General features: G+C 71.2%; 13 protein-coding genes. 6 read left to right on the top strand and 7 right to left on the bottom strand.

Annotated elements, in window-relative coordinates; genetic code table 11:
* The first annotated feature begins 16 nt into the window (after window positions 1-16).
* A complete protein-coding gene (locus NQ165_RS04725) occupies window positions 17-1078 on the top strand; it encodes an SDR family NAD(P)-dependent oxidoreductase (protein WP_257531855.1) in 1062 nt (353 codons plus the stop codon).
* Between the two features lie 71 nt (window positions 1079-1149).
* On the opposite strand, the gene NQ165_RS04720 is transcribed toward NQ165_RS04725, so the two are convergent.
* Window positions 1150-3414: a glycoside hydrolase family 3 C-terminal domain-containing protein gene (locus tag NQ165_RS04720; RefSeq protein ID WP_257531853.1), complete on the bottom strand. Its 2265-nt coding sequence runs from the start codon at window positions 3412-3414 to the stop codon at window positions 1150-1152.
* A gap of 56 nt (window positions 3415-3470) precedes the next feature.
* Between NQ165_RS04720 and NQ165_RS04715 the strand changes: the two genes are divergently transcribed.
* Window positions 3471-4982: a carboxylesterase/lipase family protein gene (locus tag NQ165_RS04715; RefSeq protein ID WP_257531851.1), complete on the top strand. Its 1512-nt coding sequence runs from the start codon at window positions 3471-3473 to the stop codon at window positions 4980-4982.
* Here the strand turns inward: NQ165_RS04715 and NQ165_RS04710 are convergent.
* The 3 genes from NQ165_RS04710 to NQ165_RS04700 are packed head-to-tail and all read right to left on the bottom strand — an operon-like array spanning window position 4975 to window position 7974.
* On the bottom strand, window positions 4975-5961 hold the full coding sequence (locus tag NQ165_RS04710) for an LLM class F420-dependent oxidoreductase (protein ID WP_257531849.1): 987 nt from the start codon (window positions 5959-5961) through the stop codon (window positions 4975-4977). The genes NQ165_RS04715 and NQ165_RS04710 overlap by 8 nt on opposite strands.
* Window positions 5962-5965: 4 nt before the next feature.
* Window positions 5966-6946 carry a DNA-methyltransferase gene (locus NQ165_RS04705; RefSeq protein ID WP_374940925.1) on the bottom strand — a complete coding sequence of 327 codons (981 nt, stop codon included), beginning with the start codon at window positions 6944-6946 and terminating at the stop codon, window positions 5966-5968.
* Window positions 6925-7974 (bottom strand): biotin/lipoate A/B protein ligase family protein, encoded by a 1050-nt coding sequence (locus NQ165_RS04700; RefSeq protein WP_257531847.1) that lies wholly within the window; start codon window positions 7972-7974, stop codon window positions 6925-6927. Before NQ165_RS04700 ends, NQ165_RS04705 begins: the two co-directional genes overlap by 22 nt.
* Window positions 7975-8162: 188 nt before the next feature.
* Here NQ165_RS04700 and NQ165_RS04695 point away from each other — a divergent pair, with 188 nt between their 5' ends.
* Window positions 8163-9674: a DEAD/DEAH box helicase gene (locus NQ165_RS04695; protein ID WP_257531845.1), complete on the top strand. Its 1512-nt coding sequence runs from the start codon at window positions 8163-8165 to the stop codon at window positions 9672-9674.
* 135 nt (window positions 9675-9809) lie between these two features.
* Here the strand turns inward: NQ165_RS04695 and NQ165_RS04690 are convergent, their stop codons facing one another.
* Window positions 9810-10697 (bottom strand): alpha/beta hydrolase, encoded by an 888-nt coding sequence (locus tag NQ165_RS04690; RefSeq protein ID WP_257531843.1) that lies wholly within the window; start codon window positions 10695-10697, stop codon window positions 9810-9812.
* A 70-nt stretch (window positions 10698-10767) separates the two neighbouring features.
* Entirely contained in the window at window positions 10768-14106 is a 3339-nt protein-coding gene (locus tag NQ165_RS04685; protein WP_257531841.1) for a family 20 glycosylhydrolase, read from the bottom strand.
* A gap of 190 nt (window positions 14107-14296) precedes the next feature.
* On the opposite strand from NQ165_RS04685, the gene NQ165_RS04680 reads away from it, so the two are divergent.
* The 3 genes from NQ165_RS04680 to NQ165_RS04670 all read left to right on the top strand — a co-directional run bounded on the left by NQ165_RS04680 (window position 14297) and on the right by NQ165_RS04670 (window position 17201).
* Window positions 14297-15298, top strand: coding sequence for a LacI family DNA-binding transcriptional regulator (locus NQ165_RS04680; protein WP_257531839.1), 1002 nt, complete (start codon window positions 14297-14299; stop codon window positions 15296-15298).
* A 74-nt stretch (window positions 15299-15372) separates the two neighbouring features.
* The gene (locus tag NQ165_RS04675) at window positions 15373-15831 is read left to right on the top strand and encodes a MarR family winged helix-turn-helix transcriptional regulator (protein ID WP_257531837.1); all 459 of its coding nucleotides are present in this window, start codon (window positions 15373-15375) and stop codon (window positions 15829-15831) included.
* A 5-nt stretch (window positions 15832-15836) separates the two neighbouring features.
* Entirely contained in the window at window positions 15837-17201 is a 1365-nt protein-coding gene (locus tag NQ165_RS04670) for an MFS transporter (RefSeq protein ID WP_374679397.1), read from the top strand.
* Window positions 17202-17242: 41 nt separating this feature from the next.
* Here the strand turns inward: NQ165_RS04670 and NQ165_RS04665 are convergent, their stop codons facing one another.
* The gene (locus NQ165_RS04665) at window positions 17243-18496 is read right to left on the bottom strand and encodes an FAD-binding protein (RefSeq protein WP_257531834.1); all 1254 of its coding nucleotides are present in this window, start codon (window positions 18494-18496) and stop codon (window positions 17243-17245) included.
* Window positions 18497-18517 lie beyond the last annotated feature (21 nt).

Raw genomic sequence — 18517 nt, 5'->3', positions numbered from 1 at the left:
TAGAAGGGATCACACCATGGGCACCACCGCTCTCTCCGGCGACTCCGCCATCGCCGACTGGCTGGCCGACCCGGCCGGCAACGCCATCCTCACCGAGATGCTGGCCGCCGGCGGACAGACCCCCGAGGTCTTCAAGCCCGTGCGTCGCCTCGCCATCAAACGACTCGTCAAATTGAGCCGCGGCTCTTTCACCCAGGACATGCTCGATGACCTCGTGCGCCGCGCCGCTGCGGGAGAGGTGCCCGCCGGCGCCCCCGCCGCGCCCGCGCAGGCTCCCGAAGCCGAAGACGCGGGGGCCCCGGCAGTGCCGTTGCGCGAATGGACCGAGCGCATCGACCAGGGCCGGTTCACCGGCAAGACCGTCATCGTGACGGGGGCGGGCTCCGGCATCGGACGCGCCACGGCGTCGCGCGTCGCCCGTGAAGGCGGCCGTGTCGTGGCCGTCGACGTCAGCGAGGAGCGCCTGGCCGAATTCGCCGCGGAGCACCCCCAGTCGGACATCGTCACGATCGTCGCCGACATCACCGACGACGCCGGCATCGCCCGCATCGTCGCAGCCGCCGGCGACACCATCGACGCCTTGGCCAACGTGGCCGGGATCATGGACGACATGACGCCGATCGGCGAGGTGACCGACGCCGTCTGGGACCGTGTCATGGCCATCAACGTCACCGGCACCATGAAGCTCACCCGGGCGGTGATCCCCGCCATGCTCGCCCAGGGCGGGGGCTCCATCGTCAACACCGCCTCCGAGGCGGCGCTGCGCGGATCGGCCGCGGGTGCGGCCTACACCGCGTCGAAGCACGCGGTCGTGGGCCTGACGAAGTCGACGGCGTTCATGTACGGCCCGAGCGGGATCCGCTGCAACGCCGTCGCGCCGGGCGCCACGATCACCAACATCGAGGCGAAGTTCGCCTCGCCGCTGGGCGCCGAGCGCGTGCGCGGCGCGATGGCGATTCTCCCCGACCCCGTCGAGGCCGACGCCCTGGCGGCATCCATCACCTTCCTCCTCAGCGACGACGGCGTGAACATCAACGGTGTCACCCTCGCCAGCGACGGAGGCTGGTCGGCAGCCTGACCCGAACGGGCTGCGGGCAGAAGACCCCGGGAGCGCATCGCGCCCCGGGGCCTCTGTCATATCCGTGCGACTCAGCCCCGCACGGGGGCGGTCGCGTTGGCCATCGCCACGAGCTGCTCCACCTGCTCGTAGCTCACCGGCACCCCCGGGAACCCGGCCAGGCGCCCGAGCGGGAAGGATGCCATCATCTTCTGCATCCCTTCGTCCGGCGCTGCGCCCCCGAGCATCGCCGCCATCGCCTGCTGCACGAGCGGCCCGGCCACGGGATGCGCCAGCAGCTCCCCCACCGACGACGACATGGTCAGCGGCAGCGCCACGTCGTCACCGGCGACATCGACCGTCGCCGCACCGCGGACGTCACGGCTGGACGCGCCGACCTCCAGCCGGTACGCCCCGCCCTCGACGACCCACCGGTCGACCCGCACGTCCCAGTAGGCCAGCTCCGCCCGCGGCACGACGATCTCGACGGTCCGCTCCTCCCCGGCATCCAGCGTCACTCCCGCGAACCCCTTCAGCTCCCGTGGCGGGCGGGCAACGGCGGACGACGTCGGCGCCGCGTAGACCTGTACGACCTCACGACCGGCGCGGGAACCGGTGTTGGCGATGCGGACGTGCACCCGCAGGTCGCCGTCCGCGGTGACGGATGCCGACGGCTCGCCGTAGGCGAACGTCGTGTACGACAGCCCGTGGCCGAACGGGTAGGCCACATCCAGCGCGCGGGCGTCGTAGCCGCGGTAGCCCACGAGCACGCCCTCGCCGTAGCGGACGTGCCCGGCCTCCCCGGGGAAGTTCCCGAACGAGGGGGTGTCGGCCAGGCGCAGCGGCACGGTCTCGGTGAGCTTCGCCGACGGGTTCACCACGCCGAACAGCACGTCGGCGGTGGCGCCGCCGCCGGCCTGCCCGAGCAGTGACCCGTCGACGATCGCGGGGACGCGGTCGCGGAAGGGCAGCGCCACGACGCCGCCGTGCGACAGCACGACGACCGTGCGGGGATTGGCGGCGATCACCGCGTCGAGCAGCACGAGCTGGTCGGCCGGAAGGTCGATGTGCTCGCGGTCGAAGCCCTCGGATTCGGCTGCCGCCGGCAGTCCGAGGAACACCACGGCCGTCTCGGCGTCGCGCGCGGCGGCGACCGCTTCTGCCACGAGCGCCTCGGCATCCGGCTCCCCACCCTGGCCGCCGTCCCCCGCCAGGTCGAATCCGACCGCGGAGACCACGCCGCCCTCGCAGAGCGCCCGCATCTCGGCCAGCGCGGTGTCGAGCCGGGTGGGGTTGATCAGCGACGACCCGGCGCCCTGGTAGCGCGGCTCGGCCGCGAACGCGCCGATCACCGCGATCCGCGCCCCGCGGGGCAGCGGCAGCAGGGCGCCGTCGTTCTTCAGCAGCACGATCGAGCGGCCCGCCGCCTCGCGCGCCAGCGCGTGATGGGCCTCGACGTCGAGGGGCGCGGATGCCGCGGGCCGGTCCCCCGCCCGGCGCACCAGGTCGATGACGCGCTGCGCGGCGGTGTCCACGACACCTTCGCCGAGCGTCCCGGCCTCGACCGCCGCCACCAGTTGCGCATCGGTGCGGCCGCCGCTGGAGGGCATCTCGAGGTCGAGGCCCGCCGCGAGCGCGGCGACACGGTCGTCGACGGCGCCCCAGTCCGACACGACGAGGCCTTCGAACCCCCACTCCTCGCGCAGCACACGGGTGAGCAGCCACGGGTCCTGCGAGGCGTAGACGCCGTTGATGCGGTTGTACGCGCACATCACCGTCCACGGTCGCGCCTCGGTCACGACCCGCTGGAACGCCCGCAGGTAGATCTCCCGCAGGGGCCGCGGGTCGACATCGGCGCTGACCCGCAGCCGGTCGGTCTCCTGGTTGTTCGCCGCGAAGTGCTTCAGCGACGCACCGACCCCCTGCGACTGGATGCCGCGCACCGCCGCCGCCCCCAGCACCCCGGAGAGCAGCGGGTCCTCCGAGTAGTACTCGAAGTTGCGTCCGCACAGCGGCGAGCGCTTGATGTTGACGCCGGGCCCCAGCACCACGGCCACGTCCTCGATCGCCGCCTCACGCCCGATCGCCGCGCCCACCCGCTGGACGAGCTCGGCGTCCCACGACGTGCCGAGCCCGGCAGCAGGCGGAAAGCAGGTGGCCGGCACGCTGGCGGCGAGCCCCAGATGGTCGGCGGCTCCGGTCTGCTTGCGCAGGCCGTGCGGACCGTCGGTGAGCATGATCGCCGGCAACCCGACACGCGGCACCGCCTTGGTTGTCCAGAAGTCCGCGCCGCTGGTGATGCCGGTCTTCTCGTCGAGGGTGAGGTCGGACACGGCCGGCACGCGCTGCGCTGTCATGGCCTCACGATATCCGCGGACCCCCGCGTCGGACACCCGCGGATTACGCTTCATCCATGACCGAAGATCCGCTCGTCACCACCTCCGCCGGCCGGGTGCGGGGGTTCTGGCGCGAGAGCGACGGGGCGCGGTCGGCGGCTTTCCTCGGCATCCCCTTCGCCGCCCCGCCGGTGGGCGCGCTGCGCTTCGCCGAGCCGGTGCCCGCGACCCCGTGGGAGGGGGTGCGGGACGCCACCGCCCACGGCGCGACGCCGCACCGCTCCGACGAAGGCATGACCCTCATCCCCGAGCCATCGATCCCGGGCGAGGACATCCTCAACGTCAACGTCTTCACCCCGTCCCCCGGCGGCTCCGACCTGCTGCCGGTGCTGGTGTACATCCACGGCGGCGGCTTCACGACGGGCTCTCCGGCCAGCCCGTGGTACGACGGCCGCGCCTTCAACCGGGACGGGGTCGTCACGGTCACGGTGTCGTACCGGCTGGGCTTCGACGGCTTCGGTCTCATCGAAGGGGTGCCGCCCAACCGGGGCGTGCACGACTGGCTGGCGGCCCTCGAATGGGTGCAGGAGAACATCGCGGCGTTCGGCGGCGATCCGGGCCGCGTCACCATCGCGGGGCAGTCCGCCGGCGGGGGCGCCGTGCTGACGCTGCTCGGCATGCCCGCGGCCCAGCACCTCTTCCATCGTGCGATGGCGTTCTCCAGCGCGATCGCCGCGGTGCGCCCCGAACGCGCCGCCGCGACGTCGCAGCGGCTGGGCGTCCTCCTCGGCGTCCCGCCGACGCTCGAGGGGTTCAGCACCGTCCCGGAGGAGCGCATCATCGCCCTGCAGGACACCGCCGGGCTGCCCCGCAGCCGCGACCGGCTGGAGCCGCTGCGGGAACTGCTCGGCGAAGGACCACCCTGGGGGCCGGTGGTCGACGGCGACCTGGTGCCGCAGCCGACTGTCGCCGCGATCGCCGCCGGCGTCGGCGCCGACAAGCCGCTGCTGCTCGGGGCGACCGACGACGAGTTCACGATGGTCACCGACAAGCTGGCCGCGGCTCTCCGGCTGCTGCCGGCATCGCTCGCCCTGCGCGTGGTCATGCCCGGCCGGCGGGCGACGATCCGCGGCTGGCTCGCCGCGAACCGCCGCCAGCGACGCCTCGGCACGGCGGCCGTCCTCGGCCGCTACGCCACCGACCAGGTGTTCCGCACGCTGGTCGTGAGGGTCGCCGAGGCGCGCACCCGTGCGGCAGGCGTGGTGGGCACCGACGCGGCGGCCCCCACGTGGGTCTACCGCTTCGCGTGGCAGTCCCCCGTGCGACGCTGGGCGCTGCACTGCCTGGACGTGCCGTTCTGGTTCGACTGCCTGGACGCTCCGGCGGTGGCCTCGATCGCCGGCGACGACCCGCCGCGCTCGCTCGCCGCCGCGATGCACGGTGCGGCCACGGCGTTCGTGCGCGACGGCGACCCGGGGTGGCGGCCGTGGTCGGCCCGGCCCGGCACGACCCGCGTCTTCGGCGGCACGACGGCCACCCCGGACGTCATCGGCAACGGCTACGACGACGCCCGCCCTCTGCTCAGCTGAGCGCGGGGATCACCTCGGACTCGAACAGCTCGACGCCGGAGCGGTCGTAGGCCAGCTCGGGGAAGTAGTGGATGGCGTACCCCAGGCCCCGCTCGCGCATGGCCTGCAGGCGCTCGATCACCTGGGCCGGTGTTCCGACCAGACCGCGGCCGCCGCGGTACTCGGCCATGAAGCCGTCGGTCGCGTCACCCAGGTGGGGGCGCACGCGCGCCTCGATGGCGTCGAGACGGTCGGCCACCTCTGCCTCGGTCGCGCCCACCACGGTGTTGAAGTTCGTCGACAGCACGACCTCGCCCGGGTCGCGGCCGAGGTCGGCGCAGTGCGCCTCGAAGACCTGCTTCTTGTGGCTGAACTCCTCGGGGTCGCTCGACCAGTTGGTGTACGAGGCGTACTGCGCGGCGATGCGCAGCGTCTTCTTCTCGCCGCCGCCGGCGATCCACATCGGGATGCCGCCCTGCTGCACCGGCTGGGGCTGCACGATGGCGCCGTCCACCTGGTAGTGCGCGCCGTCGAGCGTCGCCTGGCCGGTCTCCCAGGCCTGCCGCATGATCTCGACGCCCTCGGCGAGCATCGCGAGACGGTCGCCGATGCGGGGGAAGCCGTAGCCGTAGGCCCGCCACTCGTGCTCGTACCAGCCGGCGCCGATCCCCATCTCGACCCGGCCCGCCGAGACGTGGTCGACGGTCGCGGCGACCTTCGCCAGGTAGGCGGGGTTGCGGTATCCCATGCAGGTGCACATCTGGCCGAGCCGGATGCGGCTCGTCGACGCGGCGAACGCCGACATCAGCGTCCACGCCTCGTGCGTGGCCTCCTGGCTCGGAACGGGCACGGTGTGGAAGTGGTCGTAGACCCACAGCGACTCCCACGGGCCGGCGTCGGCACGCTGCGCGAGGTCGCGCATGAGGGTCCACTGGTCGGCGGGGGCGATGTCGACGAGATCGTGTCGCCAGCCCTGGGGGATGAAGGTTCCGAAGCGCATGCGCTCAGCCTACGGATGCCGCGCCGCCGGGGCACCCCTCGATTTCGCCGTGCACGGTGGCGTGCGGCATCCGCTGATGCATGATCGCGACGGCCTCGGGATTGGCATCGACGAGCACGGCGTGCCGGCCCAGGGCCGAGGCGACGGCGCCCGTCGTGCCGCTGCCAGCGAAGAGGTCGAGCACGCGGTCGCCGGGACGGCTGGACGCCTGCACGATGCGGCGCAGGATCCCCTCGGGCTTCTGCGTCGGGTAGCCGGTCTTCTCCCGCCCCGACGTCGGCACGATCGTGTGCCACCAGACGTCGGTGGGGAGCTTTCCGCGCGCCGCCTTGTCGGGGGTGACCAGGCCCGGTGCCATGTAGGGCTCGCGGTCCACGGCCGTGGAGTCGAAGTGGTACGCGGCCGGGTCCTTCACATAGACCAGGATCGTGTCGTGCTTGGTGGGCCAGCGGCGACGGCTCTTCGCGCCGTAGTCGTACGCCCAGATCAGTTCGTTGAGGAAGCGCTCACGGCCGACGAGGGCGTCCAGCAGCACCTTGGCGTAGTGCGCCTCGCGGTAGTCCAGGTGCAGGTAGAGGGTGCCGTCGTCGGCGAGCAGGCGCCATGCCTCGGCCAGGCGCGGCTCGAGGAAGTCCCAGTAGTCCTCGAACCGGTCGTCGTATCGGCTGAGGTCGCCGCGCAGCCGGGCGTACTCCCGCCCGCGGAACCCGGCCTTCACGGGGCCGGACACCGTGGTCTTCGACGCCGGCCCGAGTCCGACCGCATCGTCGGGTGCGGCGGTCACGTCGACGACGGACTCGACGGCGCGTTCTCGGCGACGGCCGGTGTTGAACGGCGGATCGAGGTAGATGAGGGTGAATGCCCCGTCGGGCAGGGTGCGCGCGACGGCCAGGTTGTCCCCGGCATGGATGTCGACGCGACCGGGTGCGTCGCCGGGGTCGCCGGGGTCGCCGGGTTCGCCGGTCACGGAACGCGGTGCAGCCACGCGTCGGTGGCGAACTTCGACTGTACGAGCGCCTCGGCCTCGGCGTACTCCTCGTCGCTGATCGACCCCTCCGTCGCGCCGTAGAGGGTCGCGAAGGTGGTCTTGAAGCGCTCGATGATCTCCTCGCGCGGCAACCCGGTCTGGCTGCGCAGCGGATCCACCCGTTTGGCGGCCGACGCCGTGCCCTTGTCGCTGAGCTTCTCGCGGCCGATGCGCAGCACCTCGGTGAGCACCTGCCCGTCCATGTCGTAGCTCAGGCTGGCGTGGTGCAGCACGCCGCCGTTGGCCAGGCGCTTCTGCGCAGCCCCGCCGATCTTGCCCTCCGGGGAGGAGATGTCGTTGAGGGGCTTGTAGGTGGCGTCGATGCCGAGGGAGCGCAGCGCCTGCAGCGCCCAGTCGTCGAGGAACGCATACGAATCGGCGAACGTCATGCCGGCGACGAGGGATGCCGGCACGTACAGGGAGTACGTGATGATCCATTCCGCGGAGATGAGCATGGCGCCGCCGCCGGAGATGCGCCGGACCACCTCGAAGCCGTGCCGCGCGGCCCCTTCCGGATCGACCTCGTTGCGATACGACTGGAACGAGCCGATGACGACGGCTGAGGCGTCCCACGTCCAGATGCGCATGGTGGGCTTGCGGCGGCCATCTCCGACGCGGGTGGTCAGCACCTCGTCGAGGGCCAGGTTCATGTTCGGCGAGAGCGGCCGGTCGTGCACGATCTCCCACTCGAAGTCGCGCCATCCGGGAGCGGTCACCAGCGCGCGGCGCACCGCGGTGCCGACCGCCTCGGGGGTGAAGCCCAGCAGCTGCGCGCCCTCCGGCAGCGCGGCGCGGACGGCGGCGGCGATGGTGGCGACGTCGGACTCGACGGGAAGCCCCGTCACCGCTGCGTCGATGTCCGCGAGGGCGTCATCGGGTTCCAGGAAGAAGTCGCCGGCCAGGTGGAAATCGGTGATCAGTCCCTCGTCCACCTCGAGGTCGACGACGACCAGTTTGCCGCCAGGGACCTTGTACTCACCGTGCATGGGTCAAGCCTACGGCGCTGCGCTGGTAGGGTGGTCGTGTGGCCTCAGTGCCACTACGTCGTCGTCACGACTCCCCGATCCCGATCGCGGCATCTTTTCGAACGGCGAACCGATGCGCGAATCCGCGCCGTCGCCTCCTCCGCACCGCGATCCTCCCATGATCTGCGTGTGCCTGCCCGAAAGCACACATGTCTTCTTCCTTCCTTTCCCTCGGCGTGCCCGAGAAGCTCGCTGCCGTCCTCGCCGCCGAGGGCAAGACCGACGCGTTCGCCATTCAGCGCGACACGCTCCCCGACTCCCTCGCCGGCCGTGACGTGCTCGGCCGCGGCCGCACCGGCAGCGGCAAGACCATCGCCTTCTCGCTGCCGCTCGTGGCGCGTCTGTCCGGCGCCGGAGCCGCCGCGCGGCGTCCCGGCCGCCCCCGCGGCCTGGTGCTCGCCCCGACCCGCGAGCTCGCGACGCAGATCGCTGCGACCATCTCCCCTCTGGCTGCTGCCGTCGGGCTCAACGTCACCACCGTCTTCGGCGGCGTGAGCCAGCGCGGGCAGGAGCAGGCGTTCGCCCGCGGCGTGGACATCGTCGTGGCGTGCCCCGGTCGCCTCGAGGACCTGATGAAGCAGAAGGTCGTCGACCTCAGCTTCGTCGAGATCGTCGTGCTCGACGAGGCCGACCACATGGCCGACCTCGGCTTCCTGCCGGGCGTCACCCGCATCCTCTCCGCCACCCCCGCGGGCGGCCAGCGCATGCTGTTCAGCGCCACGCTCGACCGCGGCGTCGACACCCTCGTGCGCAAGTTCCTGCGCGACGAGGTGCGTCACGAGGTCGACGAGTCCAGCGTCCCGCAGGGCGTCATGACCCACCGCGTCTTCGTGGTGCCCGGCGCCGATGAGAAGACCGCGCTCGTGCGCCAGCTCGCGTCGGGCCAGGGGCGCCGCATCCTCTTCACCCGCACCAAGCACCAGGCCAAGAAGCTTGCGAAGCAGCTGACCGCTTCCGGCATCCCGGCCGTCGATCTGCACGGCAACCTGTCGCAGGGCGCCCGTGACCGCAACCTCGCCTCGTTCGGCGCCGACACCGCCAAGGGCGGCGTGCGCGTGCTCGTGGCGACCGACGTCGCCGCGCGCGGCGTTCACGTCGACGACGTCGAGCTCGTCGTCCACGTCGACCCGCCCGTCGAGCACAAGGCATACCTGCACCGCTCGGGCCGCACCGCCCGTGCCGGCGCCGAGGGCGTCGTCGTGACCGTTGCGCTCGACGCGCAGCGCGGCGAGGTCAAGGATCTGCTGCGCAAGGCGAAGGTCTCCGCGGCTCTCGAGCCCGTGGCCGCAGGTGCCTCCGCCGTTTCGGTGCTGGTCGGCGAGCCCGCCGCGCACGTCACGCCCGCCCCCGTCACCGCAGCGCCGCAGCGCTCGGGTGGCGGCGGCCGCAACGGCGGCTCCGGCCGCGGCGCCGGCAACGGCGGTGGACGTTCGGGCGGTTCCGCCTCGGGTGGTCGCTCCGGTGGCTCCGGCCGCGGTGCCGGTACCGGTCGCGGACGCGACGGTCAGGGCTCGGGTGCCGCACGCACCGCGAGCGCGCCCGCCGCGGCATCCAGCCGGTCGTCACGCCCGGCCCGCCCGACCACCGGCGCCACCGTCGCCGACATCCGCGCCAACGCCGGCACCGGCCGCGGTCGCGGCTCGCGTCGCGCACACGGCTGACCCGCGGTGCCGCTGACCCGCGGCGCTGACGCCAACCGGCGCTGAGACTGCATCTGACGGCCGAGACAGTGGGTGATACCCATGGTCTCGGCCGTCAGTTGTCGTTTCACCGGCCGGGGTGACCGGCGGGCGGGCTCACGGGGCGGGAACGGCCTCGGGGTCGGTCACGTGGGGGCGCGGCGGGAAGCGCGCGTCGAGCCACGCGATGAGATCGGCGCGCACCTGCGCCTGCTCCACCTCGTTGTAGATCTCGTGGCGCGCGTCGGGATAGACGAGCGTCGTGACGTCGCTGAACCCGCTGCGGCGCCGGTACGCGTCGGCCAGCCGATGCACGCTGCGCGGTCCGCCCACCGTGTCGTCACGGCCCACTTGCAGCAGCACCGGCAGATCCACGCCGGGGTTGCGCCGCGGGCGCCCGTACAGGCGCAGGGCGTCGAGCGGGCCGAAGAGCTTCAGCAGGGGCACGCTCGTGGTGAGCGGGTCGTCGAGGAAGGCCTGACCGATCGCGGCGTCGGACGACAGCCACTCAGCGCCCGTCGCCTCCTCGGTCTTCCAGGGGGCGTTGAGGTCGCCGGGGTTGAGTGACCCCGGCCACCGCAGCGCCGAACCCGACAGCACGAGCGCGTCGTAGGCGAAGGGATGCTCGTCCACCAGCATCTGCGCGAGGAACGACCCCCACGAGTGCCCGAAGAGGATGAGGGGCAGGCCGGGGTCCTCGTCGTCGTGGATGATCCGGGTCAGCTGCCAGATGGCTTCCTTCGCCGCCCGCAGCCCGCCTTTTCCGAGCCGGCCGAGCTTTGACGCATCGCCGCCGTGCTGGCGCATGCCGGTGCGGCCGTGGCCCCGGTGGTCGTCGGCGTACACGGTGTACCCGGCGTCAGTGAGGGTCTCGATGAGCGCGTTATAGCGCCCGGCGTGCTCGCCGACGCCGTGCAGCACCTGCACGATGCCGCGCGGCTCGGTACGGGCGGGGTGGACGTCGTAGACGATCGCGATGCCGTGCGCATCGATGAACTCGGGCATGCCGATGAGTCTAGGGTGACCCGTGCGCAGAGGACCCCGCCCACAGGCGGAGCCCTCTGCGCGCGGCGGGTCAGGACGCCTGAACCGCCCTGCGGCGCCTCAGGAGCGCCAGCCCGATGCCGATGATCAGCAGCAGCACGCCCGTGGCGATACCGCCGGCAACCGCCAGCTCACCACCGGTGTTGGCCAGCGAGCCAGCCGACTCGGGGTCGGTGGCTTCCGCACCCCCACCTCCCCCGGCACCCGGCACCGCCGGGAGGTCGCCGGGCTGCACCGGCGCCGCGGGGACGTCGCCAGGTCGGGCTGGCGCCGCGGTGACCGCCAGGGTCCCGCTTGCCTGGGCGGCTGACACCGCTCCGACCGCCGCGAGCACGTACGTGCCCGCTGCCGTGGCCGGCGGGATGACCACCACGCCGCTGAAGGCACCACCGGCATCCGCAGACAACTCCAGCAGGCTGGCCGCCGCGGCCGCACGGCTCATCGTGGCCACCGGCTGCCCCAGCGTGAAGCTCACCGCTTCACCGGGGGCGAACCCGGTGCCCGAGACGGCGACCTCACCGCCGGCCTGAACGCTCGCCGCGCTCAGATCGATCTCCGCCTCATCGAACACCGGGATCGCCGCGGCAGGACCCGCGGCCGCCAACTCGCCGATGGTCGCCCACGGCTGGCCGTTGATCGCGCTCCGGGAGACGAGCTTGATGTAGCGCGCCTCCTGGGCAGGGAAGGCCGCCAGCTGTGCGTCTGCGGTGTTCTGGAAGGCACCGCTGACGACAGGCTCCCCCCAGTCACCGTTCACCGTTGCCACAGTGCTCGACACATACACGTCGTACTCGTCGATGCGCCCGTTCGCCGCACCGGTGCCGGCTCCGCCGGACCGCGCCGTGTACCACAGACCGCACACGGACTCATCGGCGCCCAGGTCGATGACGACCGAGTGCGGATGTCGCGGCTCGACCGGTGAGTACTGGGAGTGCCAGTAGGTCGCCGGGTCACCGTCGATCACCGCGCTGGCGGGACCACTCGGCCTCGGTTCCCCGCTGCTCTGCTCGGAGGATGCCACAGCGGCCGAGGGGCGTACCGTTTCCGCCGAGCACACCCCGACGGTCGAGACCGCGGTCTGCGTGAGGACGGTCCCATCGGCCCCCACCAGCTCGAACACGAACGTGCCCGTTCCGGAGGCCGAGTTGACGTTGTGCAGGACAAAGGCCGCTTCCCCCATCTCCCCGGGCGCCAGCGGCTCCAGCGGCACCGATGCCGGCAGCGCTGTCCATCCGGCGGCTGCCGAGGCGACGCGCACCGTCGCGCCTTCCAGCACGGAGCCGGCCATGTTCGTCACAGTGACGGCGACGTCACCGCTGGTGCCGGGAACGGCGGACAGCGCAGTCGGCGTCGCCGTCATCGCGACGTCACCCACCACCTTCCACACCGTCTTACCCCAGTCGCCGGGCGTCTGCACGACACGACCGTCGGCGACGGTCTTGAACCCCTCGCGGGCCACCGGCACGTCGACCAGGCTGCGGGAAACGGACACGAACTGCTGGCTCGCGGCGTTGACGATCGTGTAGCCACCGTCGACCTTGCGCAGCTGCCACTTCTGCAGAGTCGTGGTCGCACAGGTGCTCAAGCGGATGTCGGCACCGATCTCGACCGGCACATCCAGGCGCATGGTGCCGTCGCGCGCCAGATCGAGGCAGAGACCGTCGGTGGAGCGGATGGTGTAGTAACCGTCGGCGGTGCGAGTGAAGGCCAACGGCGCACCGGCATCCGACAGAACGAGCCCTCCGTCCTCACCCGCTGCAAGAGCACCCTCACCGGCTGCACCCGTCAGCGTGAACGTGCCGTCCGGCAGCGGCTGGCGCTGCACCTCGTCCCAGAGCGGCGCACGGCCGATGGTGTCCATGTCGGCACGGAATTCCGCGAAGGTCGCCCAAGGCCGCGAGGCGGACCAGGTCGCCTGCGCGACGAAACGCAACGGTTCGAACATGCGTGCCTCGGTGGTGTTCTCCGCCTCGCTCGGCGTACCACCGTCGGGCCAGATACTCATCCGCGCGCCCAGGATCTGATCGGTACCACGGGTGACGGTCTGGTCGTAGAAGACCTCCGGGGTCCAGCCCTGCTCGTAGAGACGCTGCGAGTTGACCCCGTAGCCGCCACGCACCATGTAGAGCGAGTTGGAGATGTTGGCGACCTGGTGCCCCCAATCGATGAACTGCTGAGGCTTGACGGTGGATGCCGCCGGGTTCCAATGCTCGACGATGATGTCGGTGTCGAAGTCGACGAACTGGTTGTCGGTGATGACACCGTCATTCCAGATGCGCAGCTTCTTGTCTTTGGACTTGACGTAGTCGTTGACCTTGTTGACGTACCACGCGACGACGTCGTTCTCCGTAGCACCGGCACCGAACTCCGCCTCCGCGAAGCGTTTGACCTGGGGGAAGTTGGCGTAGCCGCTGCCGAGCATGTACTCGTCGACGCCCATGTGCCAGTACTCGGTCGTGAAGACGTCGAAGTACTCATCGATCAAGTCGGCGTAGAACTCGAACGACTCGGGCTTGGTGATGTCCATGCGGACCTCGTCCTTGGCCCCGGTCCGCTCATTGGTCAACTGCAATTCCGGCTTGTTCTCCAGCCAGATTTCCATATGACCGGGAGAGTTGATCTCCGGGATGACGTCGATGCCGTAGGCGCCGGCCTTCGCCACGAGGGCGGTGATGTCGTCCTTGGTGTAGTACGACCAGGTGTTGGTCTCTGGATAGGCGTCGACCTTGACCTTCAACTCCACGAGCATCGTGTTGAGCTTGAGGAAGGCCATCTCCTCGATGAGACGGTCCATGAATTCCGTGGAGATGTTGATCACGCAGGCGCAGACGGTGACGCCGCGCTCCTCGTATTCCGGCACGTCGATGAGAGAGCCCTGCGGCAGGGTGTCCTGCTGCATGAGCATCTGCACGACGGTGCGGGTGCCGTAGAAGACGCCGGCCGGGTCCGCCGCGACGATCTCGATGCGATCGCCGACCTTGAGTTCGTACCCCTCGGTCTCGAGGTCCGTGCGGCCCTCATCCAGCCGAAGCACGATGTCACCCGCTGCACCCGGCCCGGCCGTCACGCTCACCCCGGCGTAATCCACGGCGAGTTCTTCGCGCAGGATGCCTGCGATCGACTCGAGGCGCTCGCTCTCGGTGGCGACAACGACCGCGAGGTCGTCGGCGGCGCCGAAGGAGCCGCCCGATTGCTGCCACTGCTCGATCGACGGGATCACGGAGGGAAGCTCCACGGGTCCGGGGTCCAGGGCGGAAGCGACAGCGGGGGCGGTCGCGACGAGCGAGCTCAACGCGAATGCAACGGCGGTCATGGTTGCCGTGAGCACGGTGGGCAGCCTTCGACTGCGGCGCTCGGTCGGTGACTTCACTGAGACCTACTTTCTCGGACGGTCATTGTCCGGTCGCACCATGCTGTGCGACCTATGGCATCGATAACATATGGGACGTTGCTATGCTCTGTCAACGGTGGAACGGGGCGCCATCAGCCCTGCCGGACGACGAAGCGAGGCGCGAGTGGGGAAGGCTCCGAGCGAGGGGCGCGAGAGCAAGCCTCCCGCCATGATCGATGTCGCGCGCGAGGCCGGCGTCTCTGCTCAGACCGTGTCACGCGTCATGCGCGACCACCCCTACGTGACCGCGGACAAGCGCAGGCGAGTGCTGGCTGCCGTGGAACGGCTGGGTTACCGGATGAACACCGCCGCCCAGGCACTGTCTTCCGGACGCACACGGACGATCGGCGTCGTTGCCATGGCAACCGAGTCGTATGCCGGGTCGATGACTCAAGCGAGTCTGGAGCGTGCCGCCGACGAACTCGGATACAGCGTCGTGGGCACTCAAATCTCCTCGCTCGATGCGAGCGCGATCAGCGCGGCGCTGCGCCGACTGGAGCGACTCGGTTCCGAAGCGATCATCCTCGCCGTACCTCTGCGCACTCACGACAATCGGATCGAGGAGATCACTGACCGACTGCCCACGGCGACGATCGGCGGGTCTCCCGTGCGCAGGGCGCGCTCGCTCGCCGTTGACCAGCGAGAGCTGGCACAACTGGCCACCGACCATCTGCTGTCGCTGGGGCACGAAACGGTGTGGCACGTGTCCGGACCGGAGGACTGGGTGGATGCCGCGGAGCGATCTGCCGGGTGGCGCGCGTCGCTGGACGAGGCGGCGCGACCGGTACCGGACATCATCCATGGCGACTGGAGCCCGGAATCGGGGTACGCGGCGGGGCGCTCCCTGGGTGCCCGTACCGACGTCACGGCAGTGTTCGTGGCGAACGATGAAATGGCATTCGGGCTCATCCGCGGGCTCAACGAAGCCGGCCGTCGCGTTCCCGCGGACGTCTCCGTTGTCGGCGTCGATAACATCCGACTCGCGGCCTTCTGCTCTCCTGCGCTGACCACCGTCGCGCAGCCGTTCGCAGAGCTGGCTCGCGCAGCCGTGGGTTACGTCACCGCGCAACTCGAAGGGCGCGACGATCCGCCCGGAGAGCTCACGGTGCAGCCTCACCTGGTGGTTCGCGCTTCCACGGCGCCGATGAGAGGGCGCCCCACACCGGATTGACAAGCCCCGCGGGCGCTGCACGGCCGCCTCCCCGGTTTACTTAGCAACACTAATGAGCTATGCTAATGAACCGCATGACAACGACAGACGCCTCCGCTCCGCCCTCCCCCACCGCCGATCTCGCCGCCGCGGCATCCGACCTGCGCATGGCGACCTTCCGTCTCGCACGACGCCTGCGCGCCCAGCGCGCGGTCGACGAGATGAGCGACGGCCAGTTCGCGGTGCTCGCCGCTCTCACCGTGCACGGCCCGCATGCCCTCGGTGAACTGGCCGACCGCGAGCGCGTGTCGGCGCCGTCGATGAACCGCACCGTCAACTGCCTCGAGGAGTCCGGCTACGTCGCGCGCACCCCCGACGAGCAGGACCGCCGCAAGGTCACGATCTCGCTCACCGACGCCGGCCGCGCCGTGGTCGAGGAGACCACGCGCCGGCGGGACTCGTGGCTCGAGGCCGCCCTGGCGTCGCTGAGCGACGCCGACCGCGACGTGCTCGCGCAGGCCGCCGACATCATGCGGGAGGTGGCCTCGCGATGAGTGCGATGTTCCGCTCCTTCTCCATCTTCAACTACCGCGTCTGGTTCATCGGCGCGCTCGTGTCGAACATCGGCGCGTGGATGCAGGCGACCGCGCTCAGCTGGGTCGTGCTCACCGCCCTCACCGACAACGACGCCGGCGCCATGGGCATCACGATGGCGCTGCAGTTCGCCCCGCCGCTGCTGCTGGTGGGCGTCACCGGATGGGTGGCAGACCGCTTCGACCGGCGCAAGCTGCTCATGCTCACCCAGAGCCTGCTGCTGCTGGTCGGGCTCGTCATCGGCGCGCTGCTGCTGGCCGACGTCATGACGCTCGGCCTGATGTACGGGTTCGCGCTGCTGCTGGGCGTCATCTCGGCGTTCGACAACCCGTCGCGCCAGGCGTTCGTCTCGGACCTCGTCTCCCGTGAGAACGCCTCCAACGCCGTCGCGCTCAACGCGGCATCCTTCAACGGCGCCCGCATGATCGGCCCCGCCGTCGCCGGCGTCGTCATCGTCGCGGTGGGAACCGGCTGGGTGTTCTTCGTCAACGCGGTGACCTTCCTCGCGATGATCGGCGCCCTCATGCTGATCCGGACGGACGAGCTCATCCCGCGCGTGAAGGCGCCGGGCGCCTCGCGGCTCGCCGACGGGTTCCGCTACGTCGGCAAGCGCCCCGATCTGATGGTCGCCTTCGCGATGGTGTTCCTGCTCGGCGCCTTCGGCATGAACTTCCCCATCTTCGCCTCGACGATGGCCCTGGAGTTCGGCCAGGAGGCCGACGGCTACGGCCTGCTCAGCTCGATCCTGGCCGTCGGGTCGCTCATCGGCGCGCTCTTGGCCGCCCGCCGCGACCGTGCCCGCATCCGCGTGGTCATCCTCGGCACGCTGATGTTCGCCGTCGCCATCACCGTCTCGGCGTTCATGCCCAACTACTGGCTGTACGCGCTGACCCTCATGCTCACCGGCTTCGCCGTCGTGACGACCCTCACCACCGCGAACGGCTACGTGCAGACCACGACCGACCCCGCCCTGCGCGGCCGCGTGCTGGCGCTGTACATGGCGATCCTCATGGGCGGCACTCCCCTCGGGGCCCCCATCGTCGGCTGGGTGGCAGCGGAGTTCGGCCCGCGCGCGGCGATCCTCCTCGGTGCCGTCGCGGCGTTCGTGGCGTTCGCGATCGGCGCCACCTGGATGCTCGTGTCCGGCCGTGTCCGCCGCTCTGAGACACGGCGGTTCGGCGTCACGCTCGGCGAGACCCGTCCTGTGGCCATCGTGCCGCCTGAGGCGTTCTCCGACGAGATCGCGGGCACCACACCGATCCGGCTACCGGACGACCGCGAGCGGGACGCCCGGGCCGCGCGCGAGGCTCGGGAGCGCTTCGCGGGCTGACCGGTCTCTGCGAACAGCGCTGACACCGTCGCAGGCGGGCGTCAGCGCGGGTCGCGCACGCCCACGCGCACCAGGTGCGCGTTGACGAAGCGACCGTCCGGGTCGAGTCGCTCGAACACGCCGCGGGCGTCGGCGAGGCGCGGGTGCACCCGCTCGATCGCGGCGCGGTCGAACGCGTGCGCCTTGCCCCAGTGCGGGCGCGCCGCGAAGGGGGCCAGCGCGTCCTCGATGCCGGGCAGCAGCGCGGCGACCTCATCGGGGTGGTTCTCCCACGTGAAGTGGATGATCGCGGCATCCCGCTCGTAGGCGGGGCTCAGCCAGAGGTCGTCGGCGGCGGCGGTGCGCAGCTCGGTCACGATGAGATGCGGGCGGATGCCGTCGCCGAGGCCCCTCACGGCAGCGAGCGCGCCGGGGGCGTCGGCGCGGTCGACGAAGTACTCCGTCTGGATCTCGTTGCCGAACGACGGCTGCATGTCCAGGCGGAAGTGCGGCAGCCGCAGCAGCCAGGGACCGGGCACGCCGGCGAGCTCCGTGACGTTCGTCATGCCCTCGAGGGGGGACAGCCCGGTGAGCTCGCGCTCGCCGTCGAGCAGGGTGTCGCCGATCGGGTCGTCGTCGGCATCCAGCCGGGTCTTCACCCACACATGGCCGAGGGTGTCACCCTCCCAGCGGGAGAACACCGAAACGCTGTAGCCGGCGGAGGTGAGCTCGTCGTAGCGGGCGAGCGCGGCATCCCAGGTGACGCCGGTGTAGATGTCCTGCCGCACGCGGAAGGTGGGCTGCACGTCGAGGGTGACCGTGACGGTGATGCCGGCGGCGCCGAGCCCCACCGCGAGCGCGGGGAAGTCGGGGTCGCCGCGGCGCACCTCGTGCACGTCACCGTCGGCGCCGACATAGCGCAGCGACCGCACGGCAGCCGAGAGCACGCGGTTGCCGTTGCCGGATCCGTGGGTGCCGGTCGCGATCGCGCCGCCGACGTTGATGTGGGGCAGCGAGCCGAGGTTGCCCAGGGCCCAGCCGCGCTCCTCGAGCCAGAGGGCGAGGTCGCCGTAGCGGGTGCCCGCACCGACGGTGATGGTCTGCGCCGCCTCGTCGAGCGCAAAGGCGGGCTCGATGCCGGTGACGTCGATGAGCGTGCCGTCGGTGTCGGGGAGGTCGGTGAAGGAGTGCCGGGTGCCGAGCGCGCGCACCGGGCCGCCCGCCGCGACGACCCGGCGGACGTCGTCGATCGTCTCGGCCACCGCGATGCGCGGCGCCCGGTAGGTGTAGTTCCCTGCCCAGTTCTGCTGCGGCATGCCGCCCCCTCGCCTTTTCGC

This window comes from Microbacterium sp. zg.Y1084, assembly GCF_024623595.1.
GTDB lineage: Bacteria > Actinomycetota > Actinomycetes > Actinomycetales > Microbacteriaceae > Microbacterium > Microbacterium wangruii.
This window is presented reverse-complemented; position numbering and strand designations above follow the sequence as displayed.

Excerpts from the sequence above, each read along its gene's own strand:
- NQ165_RS04725 (WP_257531855.1), top strand. The coding sequence starts at position 17 with ATGGGCACCACCGCTCTCTCCGGCGACTCCGCCATCGCCGACTGGCTG.
- NQ165_RS04720 (WP_257531853.1), bottom strand. The coding sequence starts at position 3,414 with ATGACAGCGCAGCGCGTGCCGGCCGTGTCCGACCTCACCCTCGACGAG.
- NQ165_RS04715 (WP_257531851.1), top strand. The coding sequence starts at position 3,471 with ATGACCGAAGATCCGCTCGTCACCACCTCCGCCGGCCGGGTGCGGGGG.
- NQ165_RS04710 (WP_257531849.1), bottom strand. The coding sequence starts at position 5,961 with ATGCGCTTCGGAACCTTCATCCCCCAGGGCTGGCGACACGATCTCGTC.
- NQ165_RS04700 (WP_257531847.1), bottom strand. The coding sequence starts at position 7,974 with ATGCACGGTGAGTACAAGGTCCCTGGCGGCAAACTGGTCGTCGTCGAC.
- NQ165_RS04695 (WP_257531845.1), top strand. The coding sequence starts at position 8,163 with ATGTCTTCTTCCTTCCTTTCCCTCGGCGTGCCCGAGAAGCTCGCTGCC.
- NQ165_RS04690 (WP_257531843.1), bottom strand. The coding sequence starts at position 10,697 with ATGCCCGAGTTCATCGATGCGCACGGCATCGCGATCGTCTACGACGTC.
- NQ165_RS04680 (WP_257531839.1), top strand. The coding sequence starts at position 14,297 with ATGATCGATGTCGCGCGCGAGGCCGGCGTCTCTGCTCAGACCGTGTCA.
- NQ165_RS04675 (WP_257531837.1), top strand. The coding sequence starts at position 15,373 with ATGACAACGACAGACGCCTCCGCTCCGCCCTCCCCCACCGCCGATCTC.
- NQ165_RS04670 (WP_374679397.1), top strand. The coding sequence starts at position 15,837 with ATGTTCCGCTCCTTCTCCATCTTCAACTACCGCGTCTGGTTCATCGGC.
- NQ165_RS04665 (WP_257531834.1), bottom strand. The coding sequence starts at position 18,496 with ATGCCGCAGCAGAACTGGGCAGGGAACTACACCTACCGGGCGCCGCGC.